The following is a 15828-nucleotide window of genomic DNA, read 5'->3' as shown; positions in this document are numbered from 1 at the left end:
TGTATAATCGGATTATCGCGATGAATGATTAGGGGGCGGCCGCTCTTGAGTTGGAACAAGCTCGAAGGTATCGATTTTAAAAGAGAGAACAGAAGCTATATCGATGCGCTGCATGCGATTTTGACTGCGGCGGGACGGTTTGCAGGCACGAAATCCATGCTGTCCGGCATGACTGGCATGGCATTCAAGTTTATCATTCATGAACATTTATCCGAAAGCTCGATGACGGCGTATGGGTATTGGGGCAAAGAGCACGGCGAGGCGGCTGAGCGGCTGGGCTGGGCGAATGTGTCGCCGGGAGGCTATATTAGGCACCCGACGTTCCCATTAGCCCGGAAGCAGGCCGAACGTTCTATTAAGTTGTCGATCGACCGTGGTCTGGGCGTGGTGTTCTGGCTGCCCGAATTCGCAGTCATCCACGGCTATGATGATGAGGATAAAGTGTATTTTTACCGAGACGGTTGGTCGCAGGACGAGCAAGTCATGCTATACGACAATTTCGGAGTTGCGGGAAATGGCACTCCGTTCTGGTTCTATCAACTGTTGTTGGATAAATGGGACAGGCCTGAAGCAGACATCTATAGGGAGTCGCTGCGCGCAGCGGTATCGGAGTGGGAAACGCCGCATAAAACGGCACCCGATCAAGCGTTTGCCTCGGGCAGACTGGCATACGATTATCTTATTCAGGCATTGGTATCACGCCGATACAGTGCGAGCGGGGGGACGTACATCCTAAAGTCATACGCTGAAATCAAGCGCGATATCGTCGCTTACCTGGAAGATATCCAATCCGAATTGGGCCTAACCGAAGCGGTGCTTCAAGCGTATCGGGAAGTAGACGCCGTATATCGGCATATTTGCCGCTTCATTCGTGCCGACGAGGGGACTGCTGCCCTCGATCAAGCATCGTTCCCTGCATTGTTGAAGAATGTCCGCGAGGCGAAGGAGCTTGAGGAGAAGGCGGTTCATGAATTAAAAGCGTGTATTGGCTGCGAAGATAGGTTGCCGGGAGAACTTGATATTGCGCTCTGGGGTATTGCTTCCCCGAGATAGCAGCGTCTTATTAGCAAGAGGTTCGCATGCGGGGGAGGAGAGAAGAAGGTGTCCGTCATCAAGCTGTCTCCGTTCAAGGTTGAACCGGAGACGAATACGTTCATCGATCAATTTCATGCTGTGCTGCACGCTGCCGGGCTGACCGCGTATCCGAAATACGCGTTGGCATGCATGTCCGCGCTCGCGTTCCGCTTCAGCGTTCACCGGCAATTGTCTGCCGTGTCCATATTCGCCTATGATTGGTCTGCGCAGCATTACTTGGCTGCTGATTTCGTCGGCGTATACTCAGAGACGTATGCGGGCTATTCCGACCACCCGCTCGTGCCGATTTATCGTCAGCATGTGGTGAAGGAAGCAATGCATTCCATTGACCAAGGGGTAGGCGTCGTCGTATGGCAGGATCAATTCATGTCCTTGTACGGGTATGACGATGATAACAGGCTGTTCTATGCGGTCGATTCGGCGGGGAAATCCAATCAATCCATTTCATTCGACACGCTGGGACAAGGGCAATCGTCGCTTAGTTTCTGTCAATTATTCGGTGCAGAACGCATTGCGTTCGATATTCGGGACTTGGTCAAGGAATCCTTTGTACAGGCAATTTATCAATGGGAACATCATGACACCGCACTATGTGCGGATCAATTCGCTTGCGGAGTACGCGCGTATGACTTCTTGATCGAGGCGTGCCGCGAAGGCGAGTTCGATTGGGACGGGGCTGCCCGGACGATTCGGATGTACGGTGTGTTCAAACGCTATATTGTGCAGTATGTTCAGTCGATTCAGCCAGAAATGGCGGGATTGGAGCTTGTGGCAAGCTATTATGCGCAGGTATGCCGCAAGTATGAGGACATCAATCGGCTGCTCGCGTTATGTCTTGCCGACGAACCAACAACAATGCCGATCCGGCTGGAAATAGCCCGCTGCTTTCAGGAAGCTAAGGATGCAGAGCAGGCAGCCATATGCCAGATGAAGCAAGTCGTTCATGATGTACGACTTTCACGAGGTTTCACTCCAGAACGAAGATAGAAGATAAATAAACGAAATGAATAAAGAGGAGATATCGAACAAAATGGCAAAGACCAAACGAGGAAAAGTATTATGGAATATGCCGAGTCACGGCAGAGGGACTTGTCCCGTGTGCGGAAGCACTCGAATCAAGCTGCTGTATACGCAAACCAAATCGGACGGAACATCCATTCAAGTATGTAAAAAGTGCGCCAAAGCAAGTCAGGAAAGAGTAGACGATGCTTAGCTAGATAGTCTTATAGCCGATACGAACCGGATGGTTCGATTGATTGATAGAGCCACAGTCAGCTAGTCGTAATTGATGCGCCTGTTTTTCAACCATAATCACATAGAGAAGGGCCTTGATTCTACACACTTTAGACTCAAGGCCCTTTTTTTAGCAAGTTAACGCAGTTGTAAGCAGTCTTATGCTTAGAAAATGATCCCCGATTCTATCTGAACAAGACTAGAATCTGATTCGGTCCCGTCCGCTTCATTACCCGATATCCCTGCTCGGCAGCGGTAGCAATCCCTTCGTTGTCAGGCTTGCAATAACCGTTGACTTGGCAGGTGCCGTCATCGCGGACGAGCAGTTTCCCATTCAGACCGACGGCTGCCCACTCAGGCTTCTCGAGGCGGGATGCGCATTTCTGGCTTGGTACCCAATCCGGATTCAATATCGGTCTTGATTCTGTGCGTTCCGGTTCTATGACGCGTTCTTCCCTTGTAATAGAAGGAATGACGACATCATGATATTGAATTCGATTCCACTCGTCATAGAGGAATTTGCTGCAACTTGGGTCTGCCGCATCTCCCAATATTCCATAGTTGGAGCTTGTAATTCCCAAGATATAATCATCACTGGCATTAGCCTTCCGGATTTTATCGCCATCGAGGGTTACAAAATATCCTGCATCAATGGTCTGTCCATCTGTAGACTCGAACATTTCGGCATAACTGCAGGCTCCGGCAATAGGACTGAAGACGGAACCGGTAACGATGCTGTCAAAATGGGCACTGCCATCGCCCGATATTTTCGCCACGATACCATTCGGGTCGTATGGAATTGCTCCATTGGCCAAAAACCAGGCGTTTTCTTCGTTTGCGGCTCCATTTATCCCCATTATGTGAGTTCTCGCAAATTCGTTGGTAGTGGTACTGTTGCCTTCCGCATGAGAGGAAGCTCCGCTTGCTACCGTGTTCGTATTCTGAGCGTGAGCATCAAGTCCGCTTGCTTCGGATTTATACCCCTCGACATGGGTATTTGTCCCGCTGGCGATGGTCTCTTCACCTTCTGCATGAGCATTTATCCCTGTCTTCGTTGTTTGCGTTTGATATCCCTCGGCATGAGAGTAGTCTCCATCTGCTAATGTTCTGCCTCCTTCGGCATGGGACGCTCCTCCGTAAGCTTTTGTGTAATAACCTTCGGCGTGTGCGGACGTAAAGCTTGCTGCTGTATATAAACCTTCTGAATGGGAGCCGTAGCCGCTCGCTGCAGTGCCTATTCCTTCGGCATGGCTGGCTTGCCAATATGCTTCGGTCTGTATGCCCTCGGCATGACAAGAATCCCCGCTTGCCAGAGTTCCGAAACCTTCCGCGTGACAGCCAGAACCGAATGCGCGGGTATTTTGTCCTTCCGTATGAGTGGCTAACCCCTCAGATACTGTGCTGAATCCCTCTGCATGAGAAAAAGTCCCAACTGCGAAGCATGTGTACCCTTCGGCATGAGCGGCTAGCCCGCTCGCTGAGGTGCCCTGCCCCTCGGCATGTGCGCTTTCCCCATCTGCCGTTGAACCTGACCCTTCGGCATGAGAACTTTTCCCCCTCGCGTAAGTAAATTCCCCTTCCGCATGGGAATAATCGCCGCTTGCCTCTGTATGGTTACCCTCGGCGTGAGAACCAACGCCCAGGGTAGTGGATGATATTCCTTCCGCGTGCGATCCCTTACCGTTTGCTTCGGTCTGTATGCCTTCGGCGTGAGAGGCATTCCCTCTGGCAATCGTTTCTTCACCTTCGGCATGAGCATTCATGCCGTTCACAGTGGTCTGCGTTTTAAAGCCTTCAACGTGTGAATTTTCTCCTGCCGCCGTTGTTTGCGAGCCTTCCGCGTGAGAAGCATTGCCGCTCGCGTTCGTCTGAAGCCCTTCCGCATGTGTCGCGAATCCATTTGCCGTTGTCATTGAACCCTCGGCATGAGACGCGTCGCCGCCAGCAATGGTATTTGCCCCTTCCGCATGAGACACGAACCCGCTTGCTGTCGTTGTTGAGCCCTCTGCGTGAGAGGCGTCTCCGCTTGCCGTAGTTAGAGCTCCTTCGGCATGGGACACGAATCCGCGTGCCTTCGTTGTTGATCCTTCTGCATGAGAAGCGTCGCCAAAGGCGGTTGCGCTTGCTCCTTCCGCATGGGATGCAAATCCTTTTGCCGTCGTATTGGAACCTTCTGCATCGGAACAAGCTCCGCTCGGCTGTTGATTACATGACATAGGAGCTAACCTCCCAATATAAGAAATAATAATATCTACTATAAAATATGATAGATTCTTTCTCGCAGAAACGGCGAATCAAATAGTAAAACAACCCTTAATAATTATCGATATTAAATAAACGTTTAACTGCATAAAATAAATTGTTTTTTCATAAGGACATTATCATCGTTACGCCCATATACAAAGCGATGAGCCAGATCGTTAGCGCCGAGATTTTGTTCAATCCGCTCATCCACTTGCCGGAATGGTCCAACGTCCGGAGAAGCCGGCCAGCAATGGCTAACCCGATAAACCACAACCACGACGCGCCAATCGTCGCCCCGATGAAGGCCCACTTGTCCGTCCCGGTGTATTGAAGTGAATTCGTGCCGATAATGCCGACAGTATCCAGCAGGGCGTGCGGGTTCAAGAGTGACACCGACAATGCGAAGAGTACCTGCCTTTTGACGGATAGCTGCCCATGTTCGCTCTGATCCGTCGCGACCTCAGCTTTCCACAGGCTCCATCCCATGTAGAGCAAAAAGATGAACCCGGCGACATAGAGCAGGCTTTTTAACCACGTCCATTGCAATATAAGCAGGGATACGCCGCCTACCGCCAACGAAATGAGCAGCGTATCACAGAGCGCGGCCGTTATGATGACCGGAACCACCTTGACGAAGCGCGGCTGAATCGCTCCTTGGTTGAAAATAAACACGTTTTGAACACCTAACGGAAGAATTAACCCGAAGGCGAGCAATACACCGTGCACAAAAGCTTCTGTCATTCTAATTCCTCTTTCTCCATGCTGTACTGAATCAACGCGTTGTTCAGCATCAAGGATATATGATCTGCAGCGAATTGTCCCCAACCATTTGGTTGTATAGCAGCCCAACCAAACATTATAATTGGAAGACGATAAGGGTACGGGAGAGTGTTGCCTCGTGGATAAGATCGATTGGAAGCCAGATCCGTCTTCATCGATTCCGTTATACCAACAGATTGAAGGGTTCATGAAAGAAAAGATAACGAGCGGGGAATGGACGGTGGGCATGAAGCTGCCTTCTCAGCGTGCCTTGGCAGCGGCTTTTCAAGTGAATCGAAGCACACTGATTATGGCTTTGGAACACTTGACATCACAAGGATATATCGCAGGGAAAAGCGGGGGCGGAACGACAATCATTCATCACCAACCGGAACGTCAGTCGGAGTCACCGCCGCCGCCGAATTGGAATGCATATGTGGAGGACGGTGTTCACTATCCGAATCTGCCGACGATCCAGACGATTAACCGAATGGAATTCGATCCGACGATGATTCGACTCGGGACGGGTGAATTGTCCCCAGAGCTGCTGCCGCAGGAACAGGTTCGACTGTTGTTTGCTGAACTGGCACGGCAACATGTGCCTCTCGGCTATGAAGAAGCGTTGGGCACCTATGCGCTTCGTTCGCAAGTGAGCGCCCATCTGAAGAGGGTAGGTATATCCGCGCCGCCGTCCACTATTTTGATTGTTTCCGGCTCGTTGCAGGCTTTCCAGCTTATCTCTGCCGCTCTGTTGGAAAAAGGCTCGACAATGCTGCTTGAAAAGCCATCTTATTTATATTCGATTCACGCCTTTCAATCCGCGGGGATGAAGCTCATTGGCTTGCCGATGGACGAGTCCGGGCTGCAAGTGTCCCATGTCGAGCGGTTCAAACGGCAATATGACGCTTCGCTGCTCTATACGATTCCTACCTTTCATAATCCGACAGGGACGGTCATGAGCGATAAGAGAAGACGGGATCTGTTGGAGACGAGCCTACGCATCGGCTTGCCGATTCTCGAAGACGGCGCATACGAAGAGCTATGGTTCGGCCACGAAGCTCCGCCGCCACCGCTGCGCGCTCTGGACACGCAGGGGCAAGTATTGTACGTCGGCACGATGTCCAAGATTGTTAGTCCCGGCTTGCGTATCGGATGGGTCGTCGGACCACAGCCGGTTATCGAACGGTTGGCCGATATTAAAATGCAGACCGATTACGGCTCCAGTTCCTTGTCGCAGGCTGCCGCCGCGGAATGGTTCGGGGCGGGATGGCATGCGGAGCATTGCCGAACCATCCGCAGACAGTTGAAGGAGAGGCGCGATTGCATGCTGCAACTGCTAGACGCGCATTGGTCTAATCTCGCCACCTGGAGCACGCCGCAAGGCGGCTTCTACATTTGGGTCACGTTGCACGCCGACATTTCCATGGCTGCACTGTTCGAACATGCGCTCAAGCGGGGCATTCTCATTAATCCGGGCTATATTTATGATCGTTCAGCCAAGAAGCAACTGCGATTGTCATTTGCCTATGCCGGGCTCGATGAAATGGAACGGGCCATGATAGAGCTGTCCATATTGATACACCACCTTCACTGTCTTTCCGTATGATGGGTGTCGCCGCATTTACGCAACAAAAATGTTGTCCTGATTGAACGAACCTCCGCGTTCATTCGTACTAAGGATGATTTGATTTATGATATAGGATAGAGAGATCGACGGAGGGGGAACGACAATGATCATCGTGACGACAGAACACGTGCCGCAGCATAACATCGTCGAAGTGAAAGGGACCGTATTCGGACTGACGGTGCGGGCGCGCGGAATCGGCAAGGACATTGCTGCCGCTTTTAAAGGGCTGGTCGGAGGCGAGATTAAGCAGTACACGGAATTACTGGAGGATGCGCGCCGGCAGTCGCTCGATCGAATGGTTGCCAATGCGCAGGCGATGGGGGCTAACGCCATTATTATGATGAGGTTCGATTCCGGCGAAGTGGGCAGTAACATGAGCGAAATCGTGGCTTACGGCACAGCCGTCGTCGTGGAGAAAGAGAAGATGCCGCGATGATGAAGTTCATCCTCATCTATGGCGCGATTCAATTGATCGTCTTCGTCGGGCTGTTGATCGCATCCGCGAAAAAGGATAGGCGGCTTGACGACAGGCAGGGCACGGTGGTGCCTTCCGGCTTTATTTCTACTAGGGAAGTGTCACATGACCCGACAACCGGAGATTTGATCACCGTATATTTCCACCCGCAGACGGGAAAGCGGTTCTACAAGCTGGGAAAGGAATAGGAGAGTGAGCAGGGGGATGGCCCAAGTGCCATCCCTTTTTGTGCTCTTCAACCTAAACCTATTGAATGGAGAGGGGAAGTGTGATGAAACCGAGACACCACCGTCCCAACCATGGATTATCGAACAACCTCAAGCAGACGCAATCGCATCTATCGGTACCCGCGCAGCATTGCTCGAAGATTTTGAGCAGATTCAGGACATCTCCGTGTCGTCCGTACGAGCGGTGCGAGGGTACCGTCACATTGGTACCGTCGTCACGCCCGCAGCCGGTCCGGCATGGTCTTCATTCCGCCAAGCTGTCGTATGACTTTACGGGCACAGAAGGCACCTCGGCTGCTTATATGAATTTTCCGGCGCTGCCGGAAGGCCAATTGACGGTTATCCGAAGACAATTGGTCTCTGGGTATATGGTGAAGGCAACGACCATTGGCAGTGCGCACAGCTTCAGGATGCTAGCGGCGCCAAGCCGACAGTCGACTTCACCGCGAGTGGAGGGTTGAACTGGAACGGCTGGCGCTATATAACAGCTAACATCCGTCCAATCTTACTGAACCGCTCAGGCTGAACCAGATCTATCTTGTGGAGACGAGCGACCGCAATAAAAATGGAGGTGCGCTTTACTTTGATGAACTGCGTGTGTTTTACGGTGATACGGATGTGTACGAGCTGATCCTGAATGGTTTGACGCCGATGCAAGTCGGTGAGACGAAGCGCGTCAATGTGCTGGCAACGTACAGCGGCAGCAAGGAACCCATCGATGTGACGAGTGACGCACAGCTTGCGAGCAGCGATCCCGCTGTCGCTCAAGTGAACTTGGACGGTTCAGTCACGGCGCTCAAGGAAGGCACAGCGCACATTACCGCTCGATATCGTCAAGCTTCCACAGCAGAATATGAACTGGCTGTGGGTGTTGAGGCGCCGGCAGCGCCGCGATGGACGGCCGCTCATGTGATGGATAAGGGAATTCATCTCGCATGGCAGGACAACAAGGACAGTGATGCGGGGTATTATGTGCTCTATCGAACGGTGGGCAGCTCGACTCCGAATGTGAACGATCCGAGTCAGATCGTACTGACGCTGTGCAAGAGCGGCGGTCCGCTCCTGTTTACGGATACAAGCGCGGTGACAGGCGAGACATACACGTATGCCGTGACGGCAGTCGATCGCCTTCATAATGAGAGTGTGCCGAGCGATCCGATAATCATATGAATCGGGCTATCGTCAGTATTGATTTGAGCGGCGCAGTGGAGATGAAGGCAGGAGAACAGCAAAGCCTTCAAGTCATCGGCATCGACGGCAGCGGCAATCGCATTCGCTTCAGAGTTTTAAAATTTTTGTGGATAGATTTCGTTGGAAAATATACAGTGGAATGCTGCGTAATCGAGCGGTAATGATCGATTGGTTGGATAACATCCAATCAAATCTGTTGTTCGTGCTGTAAGCAACTGCTTCAAGTGGATTCTGCTGTATGCAATCCAATGAAACGTTACGTTCAGCTTTAAAGGACTCATTTCTATTGTACGAAATCCAATGGAACTGAACCTGTTTCATCGTGGTGAACTTTTGTTGCGATTGAATCCATTATAATAATAATGTTTACAAAACAACTAAAACGGGTAATAACCTCTATGCCTTGTTATAACGGACAGGGCATTTTTGTAGAATGACAGGATTGCGAGAGGGAGGTTGTTACGTTATGAACGCACAGAGCAACATGTACGAATTGAAAGCAGAGAGAAGAACTGATTTCAAGCGTTCCGCCCTTCGGGGCTTGCGGCAACAAGGACGTATTCCGGCAGTCGTCTACGGTTCGAGCATGGACAGCATACCGGTACATGTCGATTCGAAGGAAATTGGAAAATTGGCGCGCAGAGGTAGAACAGAAACGTTTCACTTGAAGATTGAGGGGATGAATCCGATTCAGACCTTAATCAAAGAAATGGAACAGAAAAATGGAGCCTGGATTCATGTCGACTTTCAACAGGTATCGGACAACAAGCCGATTCGTGTACGCGTTCCGATAGAATATCAAGGAACTCCAGCCGGTACGAAGAAAGGCGGAATTATACAGAGCCAGGAATCGGGATTGGAAATCGAAGGTCTTCCTTCCGATTTGCCTTCTGTTTTTGAAGTGGATATTTCCCATTTGAATGTGGGGGACAAGCTTTTGGCGCATGAAGTAGTGCTGCCTGACGATATTCAGCTCATTTCGAACAAGGATGAATTGCTTGTATCCATCATCGTACCACGCGGTGTTGATACGGGCGATGGGGCTGTCGATGCAGCGGACGAGCAACCATCCTGATTCATGTAAATATAGGAAGCCTGTTGAGATTCTTTCAGCAGGCTTCTTTTGGTTTTAAGGAGACTCTCATCCTTTATTAATTGATGCCTTTGCCCATTCTCCCGTTCCTTCAGAAACTCTCATAATCCCCTCATCCGAACACTGAGAGTACAACTTCTAAAACCAACAATTGTCTGGATACCGCGAGTGAGGAAGTTAAAAGAAACATCGTCCGAGTAATCTGGGTGAGAAAGGTAAAAGCAGCAGTTGTCCAAACACTGCGAGTGCGAATGGTAAGAGCCACAGTCATCCAACATTCGAGTGCGGAAGGTAAAAGCCACAGTCATCCCAACATTGCGCACAGGAAACGTATGAGCAACAATTATTGGCCAAAACAACAGTTAGCGAGACATTATAAGCCTAACTCGCAGAGCAACAGTAATCGGAGCATAGCAAGCATGATACGGAAAATTACAGCCTAATGACGTTTTCTGATGATATGGGATAGTGGAGCAAAAGGCAACATGACAGTACTTCTCGCCCTAGACACACCAATGTAATTATAAAATGGACGGTATCTGTGCGTATGCGTACATGGTAAGAGGGTAGTTATTCCATACTAAGACGAGGAGGGTTAGCACATGTCGAATGAAGGATATAGACACTTATATATATGTTGCATGGTAGTTATCACGATGATTGCGGGCTGCGGTTCAATGGCGGAAGCGCCTGTTCCGAACACATCTTCAACCGGATCAGCGAGCCTATCATCAACTGAATCAAGCACATCATCAGCTGCATCATTATCCAGATCACCGAGCACTTTATCCACCGCATCTTCAACTGAATCATCGAATGCATTGTCAGTTAAGCCCGAATCGGGGAAGCTGCTCGCCGTTGCTTCAGAAGGGCCGAATACGAAACGGGCAGCGGACATGCAGCCCACTCCAATCAGTCATGACGGCACGGCCATTCTCGTCAATAAACAACATGCGCTGCCGGATGAATATGAGCCAGATGATTTGGTGGACCCGAAGGTGAGATTTATTTTCCGCGAGAAATCAGAGAAACGTCTCATGCGTCGAGAAGCGGCGCGGGCATTGGAACGAATGTTCGCTGGTGCGGAGAAGGACAGCATCTTTTTGGCGGGCGTCTCGGCATATCGTTCTCTAGCGGCGCAATCGTGGATTTATCGTCAATATGTGAAAAAGCACGGCAAAGAGCAAGCAATGTCCTATAGCGCCGAGCCTGGACACAGCGAGCATAAGACGGGGCTTGCGATCGACGTATCTGGGAGCGATGGGAAGTGTGCGGTACAAGATTGCTTTGCCGGCTCCGCAGAAGCCGAATGGATCGCTCGACATGCACCTGAGTACGGATTCATACTGCGCTATCCGAAAGGCAAAGAAATGGTAACGGGCTATCAATATGAGCCTTGGCACTTGCGGTATGTCGGTGTGGAGAGAGCAGTGGAGATGGCGGAACGCAAGCTGACGCTGGAAGAATATGTATACACGTCCACGACTGCATTGACGGAAAATAAATCTGAACAATAAGAAAGAGAGCCACCTATGGGCTTGACAGTCAAGGCCATAGGTGGCTCGAACTTTACTTGCCCGATCCTAGAACAGTAAGGAACGGCTAATGATGACCAACAAAATGAAGAGTACAAGGATGACACCTGTACTTGTAAAACCGCAGCCAAAACCGCCTCTAACTTCGGACATCTGCTCATAACCCCTTTCGTGTGGAGAAATTGAATTACCTTATATTTGTATGTACTTGATATCGACCTTGATTGGACACTAGCGGGGTTTTGTCTGCAAAAACTATATTTACGCCATAATTCCATTGCAATGCGATGATTTTTATGAAGATAGGCTTTCTGATGAAAGTCGAAGGGGCAGGCCGATGTTTCTAGAGGCCTGCCCCTTCTATTGCTACTATCCTTGCGTTAACATGGCTTAAAACCCCTTATACTGAGGTTCTTCCGCTTCTAACTGCTGCACTCGTCCTTCTACCTGCTGAATAACTTGCTGGGTTTGTTGGGCGGCGTTTGTGTACATATTTTTAGCTTCCTGATTTTGTGTGCCTAAGGCAAACTGCTCAAGGTCGGCCTGGACGCCTTTCAACGAAGCCAAACAGGTTTTTACTTGAGATCCTACTGTCATGGTTTCACCACCTTTATCATCGAATCACAAATAATAAGTTGTCCGAAAGTTTCCGGAAACATACTCTCCGGTTACGATTCATTCCACGCAACATAAAATCCGCTTGTTAGACAAATAATTACTTGTAGCAATTTCATTCGTTCAAAGGGGGATGACACTCATGCCGCAATGGCTAGAAATTACATTAAGAACGCTGGTTGCCGTAGTCACGCTATTTATATTGACCAAGCTTCTTGGAAAGAGACAGGTCTCTCAGTTATCGGTATTCGAATACATAACGGGGATCACGATCGGGAGTCTTGCCGCTTATGTTTCTTTAGATCTGGAGGATAATTGGTTCTTAGGGTTGGTGTCTTTAGGTGTGTGGACTGCCGTGTCGCTGGGCATCGAGTTTCTACAGCTTAAAAGCAAGACGATGAGAAACATTATTGACGGGAAGGCCACCGTACTCATCAAAGACGGTAAAATTTTAGAGGATAATCTGAAAAAAGAGCGTATTACGTCCGACGAGCTGTTGGAATTGCTGCGCAAGAAAAATGTATTCCGCGCGGCTGACGTGGAATTCGCCATCATGGAAACGAGCGGTGAAGTGAACGTGATGCCGAAGCTGGAACACACGCCGCTCACGCCAAGTCATCTCGGGGTTAAAGTCGCACCGGAGAAAGAACCTCTGGCGCTCATCATAGACGGGCAGGTGTTGGAGCAGCCGTTAATTGCGCTAGGAAGAGACGAGACTTGGCTGGAAGAAGAGCTGGCTAAGCTGGGTGTCACGGATACGAAGGACGTCTTTTTGGCTCAAATCGACAGTTACGGGAAGCTGTATGTGGACCTGATGAACGATCAAATCAAGGTGACGATGCCGCAGACAGAGGCCGAAGCGCTCGCCAAATTGAAAAAATGTGAAGCTGACTTGGAATTGTTCAGTCTGTCGACTCAAAATGAAGAGGCAAAATCGATGTATGAACAATGTTCAAAAACGCTGCAAACTATCATTACAGACCTTAGACCTTACTTGATTCGATAACAGAGAGAGGCTCAAATATTGCTTAAAATTATATACTGCATACATTTTGCATGAAGGGGTGCTGACATGCTTAAAGGACAGCAAACGTGGAAGTTTCAACATCCGCCCGTCATTATCGGGACGTCGGCTATCGTCGGCCCGGAAGAGGGACAGGGGCCGCTCGCGACCGATTTCGATCTGATACATGAACAGCTGGATTTACAGGAGCAAACATGGGAAAAGGCGGAACGTAAGCTATTGGAACAAGCGACGCACATGGCCATCACGAAGGCGAACCTGACCGCCAATCATATCGATTATTTCATCGGCGGAGATTTGCTCAATCAGATCATCAGCAACAGCTTTGCCGCTCGTTCCCTCAATATGCCCTTTATCGGAGTATTTGGCGCTTGCTCCACATCGATGGAGTCGCTCGCGCTTGCTGCGCTTCTCATCGACTCAGGCAATGCGGATTACGCGCTGGCAGCCACCTGCAGCCACAACTGTACGGTGGAGAAACAGTTCCGATATCCTACGGAATATGGAGCGCAGAAGCCGCCGACTGCGCAGTTTACAGTGACCGGAGCGGGAGCCGCCGTCATCTCAAGCCGGGGAACAGGCCCGAGAGTGACCTCGGCGACGATTGGCAAAGTGATGGACATGGGCTTGAAAGACCCATTCAATATGGGAGGAGCGATGGCGCCGGCTGCTGCGGATACGATTCGCACGCATTTTCATGACACGGGGCGGAAGCCTGAGGATTACGACCTAATCGTTACAGGCGACTTGGCGTCCGTCGGTCATCCGATTGTGAAAGATTTATTAAAGAGAACAAAAATATATATCGACAACACGACATTTAACGATTGCGGGCTGATGGTGTTCGATATCGAGAAGCAAGCCGTGCAGGCCGGTGGAAGTGGAAGCGCATGCTCGGCCGTGGTGACGTATGGACACATTTTGAAACGGATGAACAAGGGGGAGCTGAAGCGGGTGTTGATCGTTGCGACAGGCGCCTTGTTATCGCCGCTCTCTTACCAGCAAGGGGAGAGCATTCCTTGCATCGCGCATGCCGTGTCGATCGAGATGGATTAGCGAGGGACGAGTACGAATCATCACGAAATCCGCCTAATCGAGGCGGTAAAAAGGGGGGAATACGATGAACCGGGGATGCTGGATCTTGATCGTGCTGTTGCTGTTCATAAGCATTGTGCCGTCTGCCTGCCAGAAAGGGGAGATACAGCAAGGTGCTCAACCCCGCATCAAGTCGGTTCAGCCCGCAGCATCAACCAAACGTGTCATCCTCGTCATCCTCGATTCGATGATGGATAAGCCGCTGCAGGAAGCGATTCGGAACGGACAAGCTCCGGCATTGAAATTTCTGATTGATCGAGGTCATTACAAACCCGATGTGGTCAGCACGTTTCCGACGATGTCCGTGACGATTGATAGCACGATACTAACCGGCTCCGGTCCGGATGGGCATCACGTGCCTGGTCTCGTCTGGTATAACTCACGAGAAGGCAGAATAGTCAGCTATGGGACTGCACTGTGGGAGACGTTGAAGCTTGGTGTGGGCGACGTGTTTATGAACAGCTTGTACCGGTTGAACAACGTTCACCTGAATAAGCAAGTTAAGACGATACATGAAGAGTTGGCCGCAAGAGGAGTAGAGACGGCGTCTATCAACGGAATGGTGTATCGGGGAACGACAGAACATCGTCTGAAGGTGCCAGCCGCGTTCGCGGACAGCACCTCATTGCCACGGGACCTGAAAACGTTAGCGCCGAAATGGTTCTCTCTAGGCGTTCTGTCCAGACTGAAGCCGGACGATGTGAGGAATACTCATGCATGGCAAAGCTATGGTCTGAACGATGAATTCTCGGCTGACGAGCTCATCTATTTGATTGAGCAAGATCGTCTTCCGTCATTTACCCTCGTTTATTTGCCGAACAATGATCATGATGTTCACCGTAAAGGGCCAGCGGAGACGCGTGGCATCGAACGGGCGGACAAGCAACTGCAGCGGGTATTTCAAGCGTTCGGTTCTTGGGATGCGGCCATGAAAGACAACGTGTGGATCATTGCCGGAGACAGCGGCCAGACCTATATCGAACGGGAACGCGAGCGTTCCATCATCGATTTGAGGCAGGTACTGAATTCGTATCGCATCGCCGCATTGAGCAAGCCCGTCACGAAGCAGGATCAGATCGTGCTCGCCGTGAATGAACGGATGGCCTATGTGTATATCAACGATTCGAAAGTAGCAAAAGCAGAAGCAGTCCGCCGCTTGCAGCAAGAGAAACGGATTGATGTGATTGCATGGCGGGAAGGCGGAGACATTCTTGTTCGATCCGGACGTAACGAACAAGAACTAACTTATCGGCCGAATGGAAACGTTCGTGACAGATACGGGCAAACATGGAACATACGAGGTGATATAGGGCTCCTCGACATGTCACTGCGGAAATCGGATAAGAGGCTAGAGTACGGCGATTATCCCGATGCGCTCATGCGGCTTCATAGCGCGCTTTCGTCGCACGAAGGCAATTTCGTCATCGTCACAGCCGCGCCGGGCAGCGAATTCATTGGAGAGAGCTCGCCAACTCATAGCGGCGGCGCCGGACATGGTTCGCTACATAAGCAGGATACACACGTTCCGCTCCTCATCAGCGGCTCGGAGACTCGTCCGGATATATTCCGACTTGTGGATGTGAAACGATGGATCATGAACGAACTAGGTCATTAA

General features: G+C 50.5%; 19 protein-coding genes. 14 read left to right on the top strand and 5 right to left on the bottom strand.

Features of this window, described 5'->3' with window-relative positions; all coding sequences use genetic code 11:
* The first annotated feature begins 45 nt into the window (after positions 1 to 45).
* The 3 genes from M3650_RS21375 to M3650_RS21365 are packed head-to-tail and all read left to right on the top strand — an operon-like array spanning position 46 to position 2308.
* Entirely contained in the window at positions 46 to 1053 is a 1008-nt protein-coding gene (locus tag M3650_RS21375) for a hypothetical protein (protein WP_251577606.1), read from the top strand.
* A gap of 48 nt (positions 1054 to 1101) precedes the next feature.
* Positions 1102 to 2082 carry a cysteine peptidase family C39 domain-containing protein gene (locus M3650_RS21370; protein WP_251577604.1) on the top strand — a complete coding sequence of 327 codons (981 nt, stop codon included), beginning with the start codon at positions 1102 to 1104 and terminating at the stop codon, positions 2080 to 2082.
* A 43-nt stretch (positions 2083 to 2125) separates the two neighbouring features.
* Complete coding sequence (locus tag M3650_RS21365) at positions 2126 to 2308, top strand: hypothetical protein (protein ID WP_251577602.1); 183 nt, start codon at positions 2126 to 2128, stop codon at positions 2306 to 2308.
* Between the two features lie 205 nt (positions 2309 to 2513).
* On the opposite strand, the gene M3650_RS21360 is transcribed toward M3650_RS21365, so the two are convergent.
* Both M3650_RS21360 and M3650_RS21355 read right to left on the bottom strand, forming a co-directional pair.
* The gene (locus M3650_RS21360; RefSeq protein WP_251577600.1) at positions 2514 to 4544 is read right to left on the bottom strand and encodes a peptidase G2 autoproteolytic cleavage domain-containing protein; all 2031 of its coding nucleotides are present in this window, start codon (positions 4542 to 4544) and stop codon (positions 2514 to 2516) included.
* Between the two features lie 151 nt (positions 4545 to 4695).
* Positions 4696 to 5313, bottom strand: coding sequence for a LysE/ArgO family amino acid transporter (locus tag M3650_RS21355; RefSeq protein WP_251577598.1), 618 nt, complete (start codon positions 5311 to 5313; stop codon positions 4696 to 4698).
* Between the two features lie 157 nt (positions 5314 to 5470).
* Between M3650_RS21355 and M3650_RS21350 the strand changes: the two genes are divergently transcribed.
* From M3650_RS21350 to M3650_RS21320, 7 genes are all read left to right on the top strand, one after another.
* A complete protein-coding gene (locus M3650_RS21350; protein ID WP_251577596.1) occupies positions 5471 to 6937 on the top strand; it encodes an aminotransferase-like domain-containing protein in 1467 nt (488 codons plus the stop codon).
* Positions 6938 to 7061: 124 nt separating this feature from the next.
* Complete coding sequence (locus tag M3650_RS21345) at positions 7062 to 7394, top strand: YbjQ family protein (protein ID WP_019423197.1); 333 nt, start codon at positions 7062 to 7064, stop codon at positions 7392 to 7394.
* Positions 7391 to 7621, top strand: a complete 231-nt coding sequence (locus tag M3650_RS21340; protein WP_251577594.1) for a hypothetical protein — start codon at positions 7391 to 7393, stop codon at positions 7619 to 7621. Before M3650_RS21345 ends, M3650_RS21340 begins: the two co-directional genes overlap by 4 nt.
* Positions 7622 to 7704: 83 nt before the next feature.
* Positions 7705 to 8121, top strand: a complete 417-nt coding sequence (locus M3650_RS21335) for a hypothetical protein (RefSeq protein WP_251577592.1) — start codon at positions 7705 to 7707, stop codon at positions 8119 to 8121.
* A gap of 79 nt (positions 8122 to 8200) precedes the next feature.
* Positions 8201 to 8830 (top strand): Ig-like domain-containing protein, encoded by a 630-nt coding sequence (locus M3650_RS21330; protein WP_251577590.1) that lies wholly within the window; start codon positions 8201 to 8203, stop codon positions 8828 to 8830.
* Positions 8827 to 9012 (top strand): hypothetical protein, encoded by a 186-nt coding sequence (locus M3650_RS21325; protein ID WP_251577588.1) that lies wholly within the window; start codon positions 8827 to 8829, stop codon positions 9010 to 9012. Before M3650_RS21330 ends, M3650_RS21325 begins: the two co-directional genes overlap by 4 nt.
* A 305-nt stretch (positions 9013 to 9317) precedes the next feature.
* On the top strand, positions 9318 to 9926 hold the full coding sequence (locus M3650_RS21320) for a 50S ribosomal protein L25 (protein WP_251577586.1): 609 nt from the start codon (positions 9318 to 9320) through the stop codon (positions 9924 to 9926).
* A gap of 613 nt (positions 9927 to 10539) precedes the next feature.
* On the opposite strand, the gene M3650_RS33205 is transcribed toward M3650_RS21320, so the two are convergent.
* Entirely contained in the window at positions 10540 to 10842 is a 303-nt protein-coding gene (locus M3650_RS33205) for a hypothetical protein (protein ID WP_407672909.1), read from the bottom strand.
* Between M3650_RS33205 and M3650_RS21315 the strand changes: the two genes are divergently transcribed.
* Positions 10841 to 11461: a M15 family metallopeptidase gene (locus M3650_RS21315; RefSeq protein WP_483311774.1), complete on the top strand. Its 621-nt coding sequence runs from the start codon at positions 10841 to 10843 to the stop codon at positions 11459 to 11461. The two genes, M3650_RS33205 and M3650_RS21315, sit on opposite strands and share 2 nt — an antisense overlap.
* Positions 11462 to 11527: 66 nt before the next feature.
* Here M3650_RS21315 and M3650_RS21310 read toward each other — a convergent pair whose 3' ends face one another.
* Complete coding sequence (locus tag M3650_RS21310) at positions 11528 to 11632, bottom strand: YjcZ family sporulation protein (protein WP_251577581.1); 105 nt, start codon at positions 11630 to 11632, stop codon at positions 11528 to 11530.
* A 237-nt stretch (positions 11633 to 11869) separates the two neighbouring features.
* A complete protein-coding gene (locus tag M3650_RS21305) occupies positions 11870 to 12076 on the bottom strand; it encodes a DUF1657 domain-containing protein (RefSeq protein WP_019423204.1) in 207 nt (68 codons plus the stop codon).
* A gap of 160 nt (positions 12077 to 12236) precedes the next feature.
* On the opposite strand from M3650_RS21305, the gene M3650_RS21300 reads away from it, so the two are divergent.
* From M3650_RS21300 to M3650_RS21290, 3 genes are all read left to right on the top strand, one after another.
* Positions 12237 to 13100 (top strand): DUF421 domain-containing protein, encoded by an 864-nt coding sequence (locus M3650_RS21300; protein ID WP_251577579.1) that lies wholly within the window; start codon positions 12237 to 12239, stop codon positions 13098 to 13100.
* Between the two features lie 66 nt (positions 13101 to 13166).
* Positions 13167 to 14174: a stage V sporulation protein AD gene (gene spoVAD, locus M3650_RS21295; RefSeq protein ID WP_251577577.1), complete on the top strand. Its 1008-nt coding sequence runs from the start codon at positions 13167 to 13169 to the stop codon at positions 14172 to 14174.
* 64 nt (positions 14175 to 14238) lie between these two features.
* Entirely contained in the window at positions 14239 to 15828 is a 1590-nt protein-coding gene (locus tag M3650_RS21290) for an alkaline phosphatase family protein (RefSeq protein ID WP_251577575.1), read from the top strand.

The organism is Paenibacillus sp. MER TA 81-3 (genome assembly GCF_023713585.1).
Lineage (GTDB): Bacteria > Bacillota > Bacilli > Paenibacillales > Paenibacillaceae > Paenibacillus_B > Paenibacillus_B profundus.
Note: the sequence above shows the minus strand (reverse complement) of the source record. Positions and strands in the feature narration are given on the sequence as shown.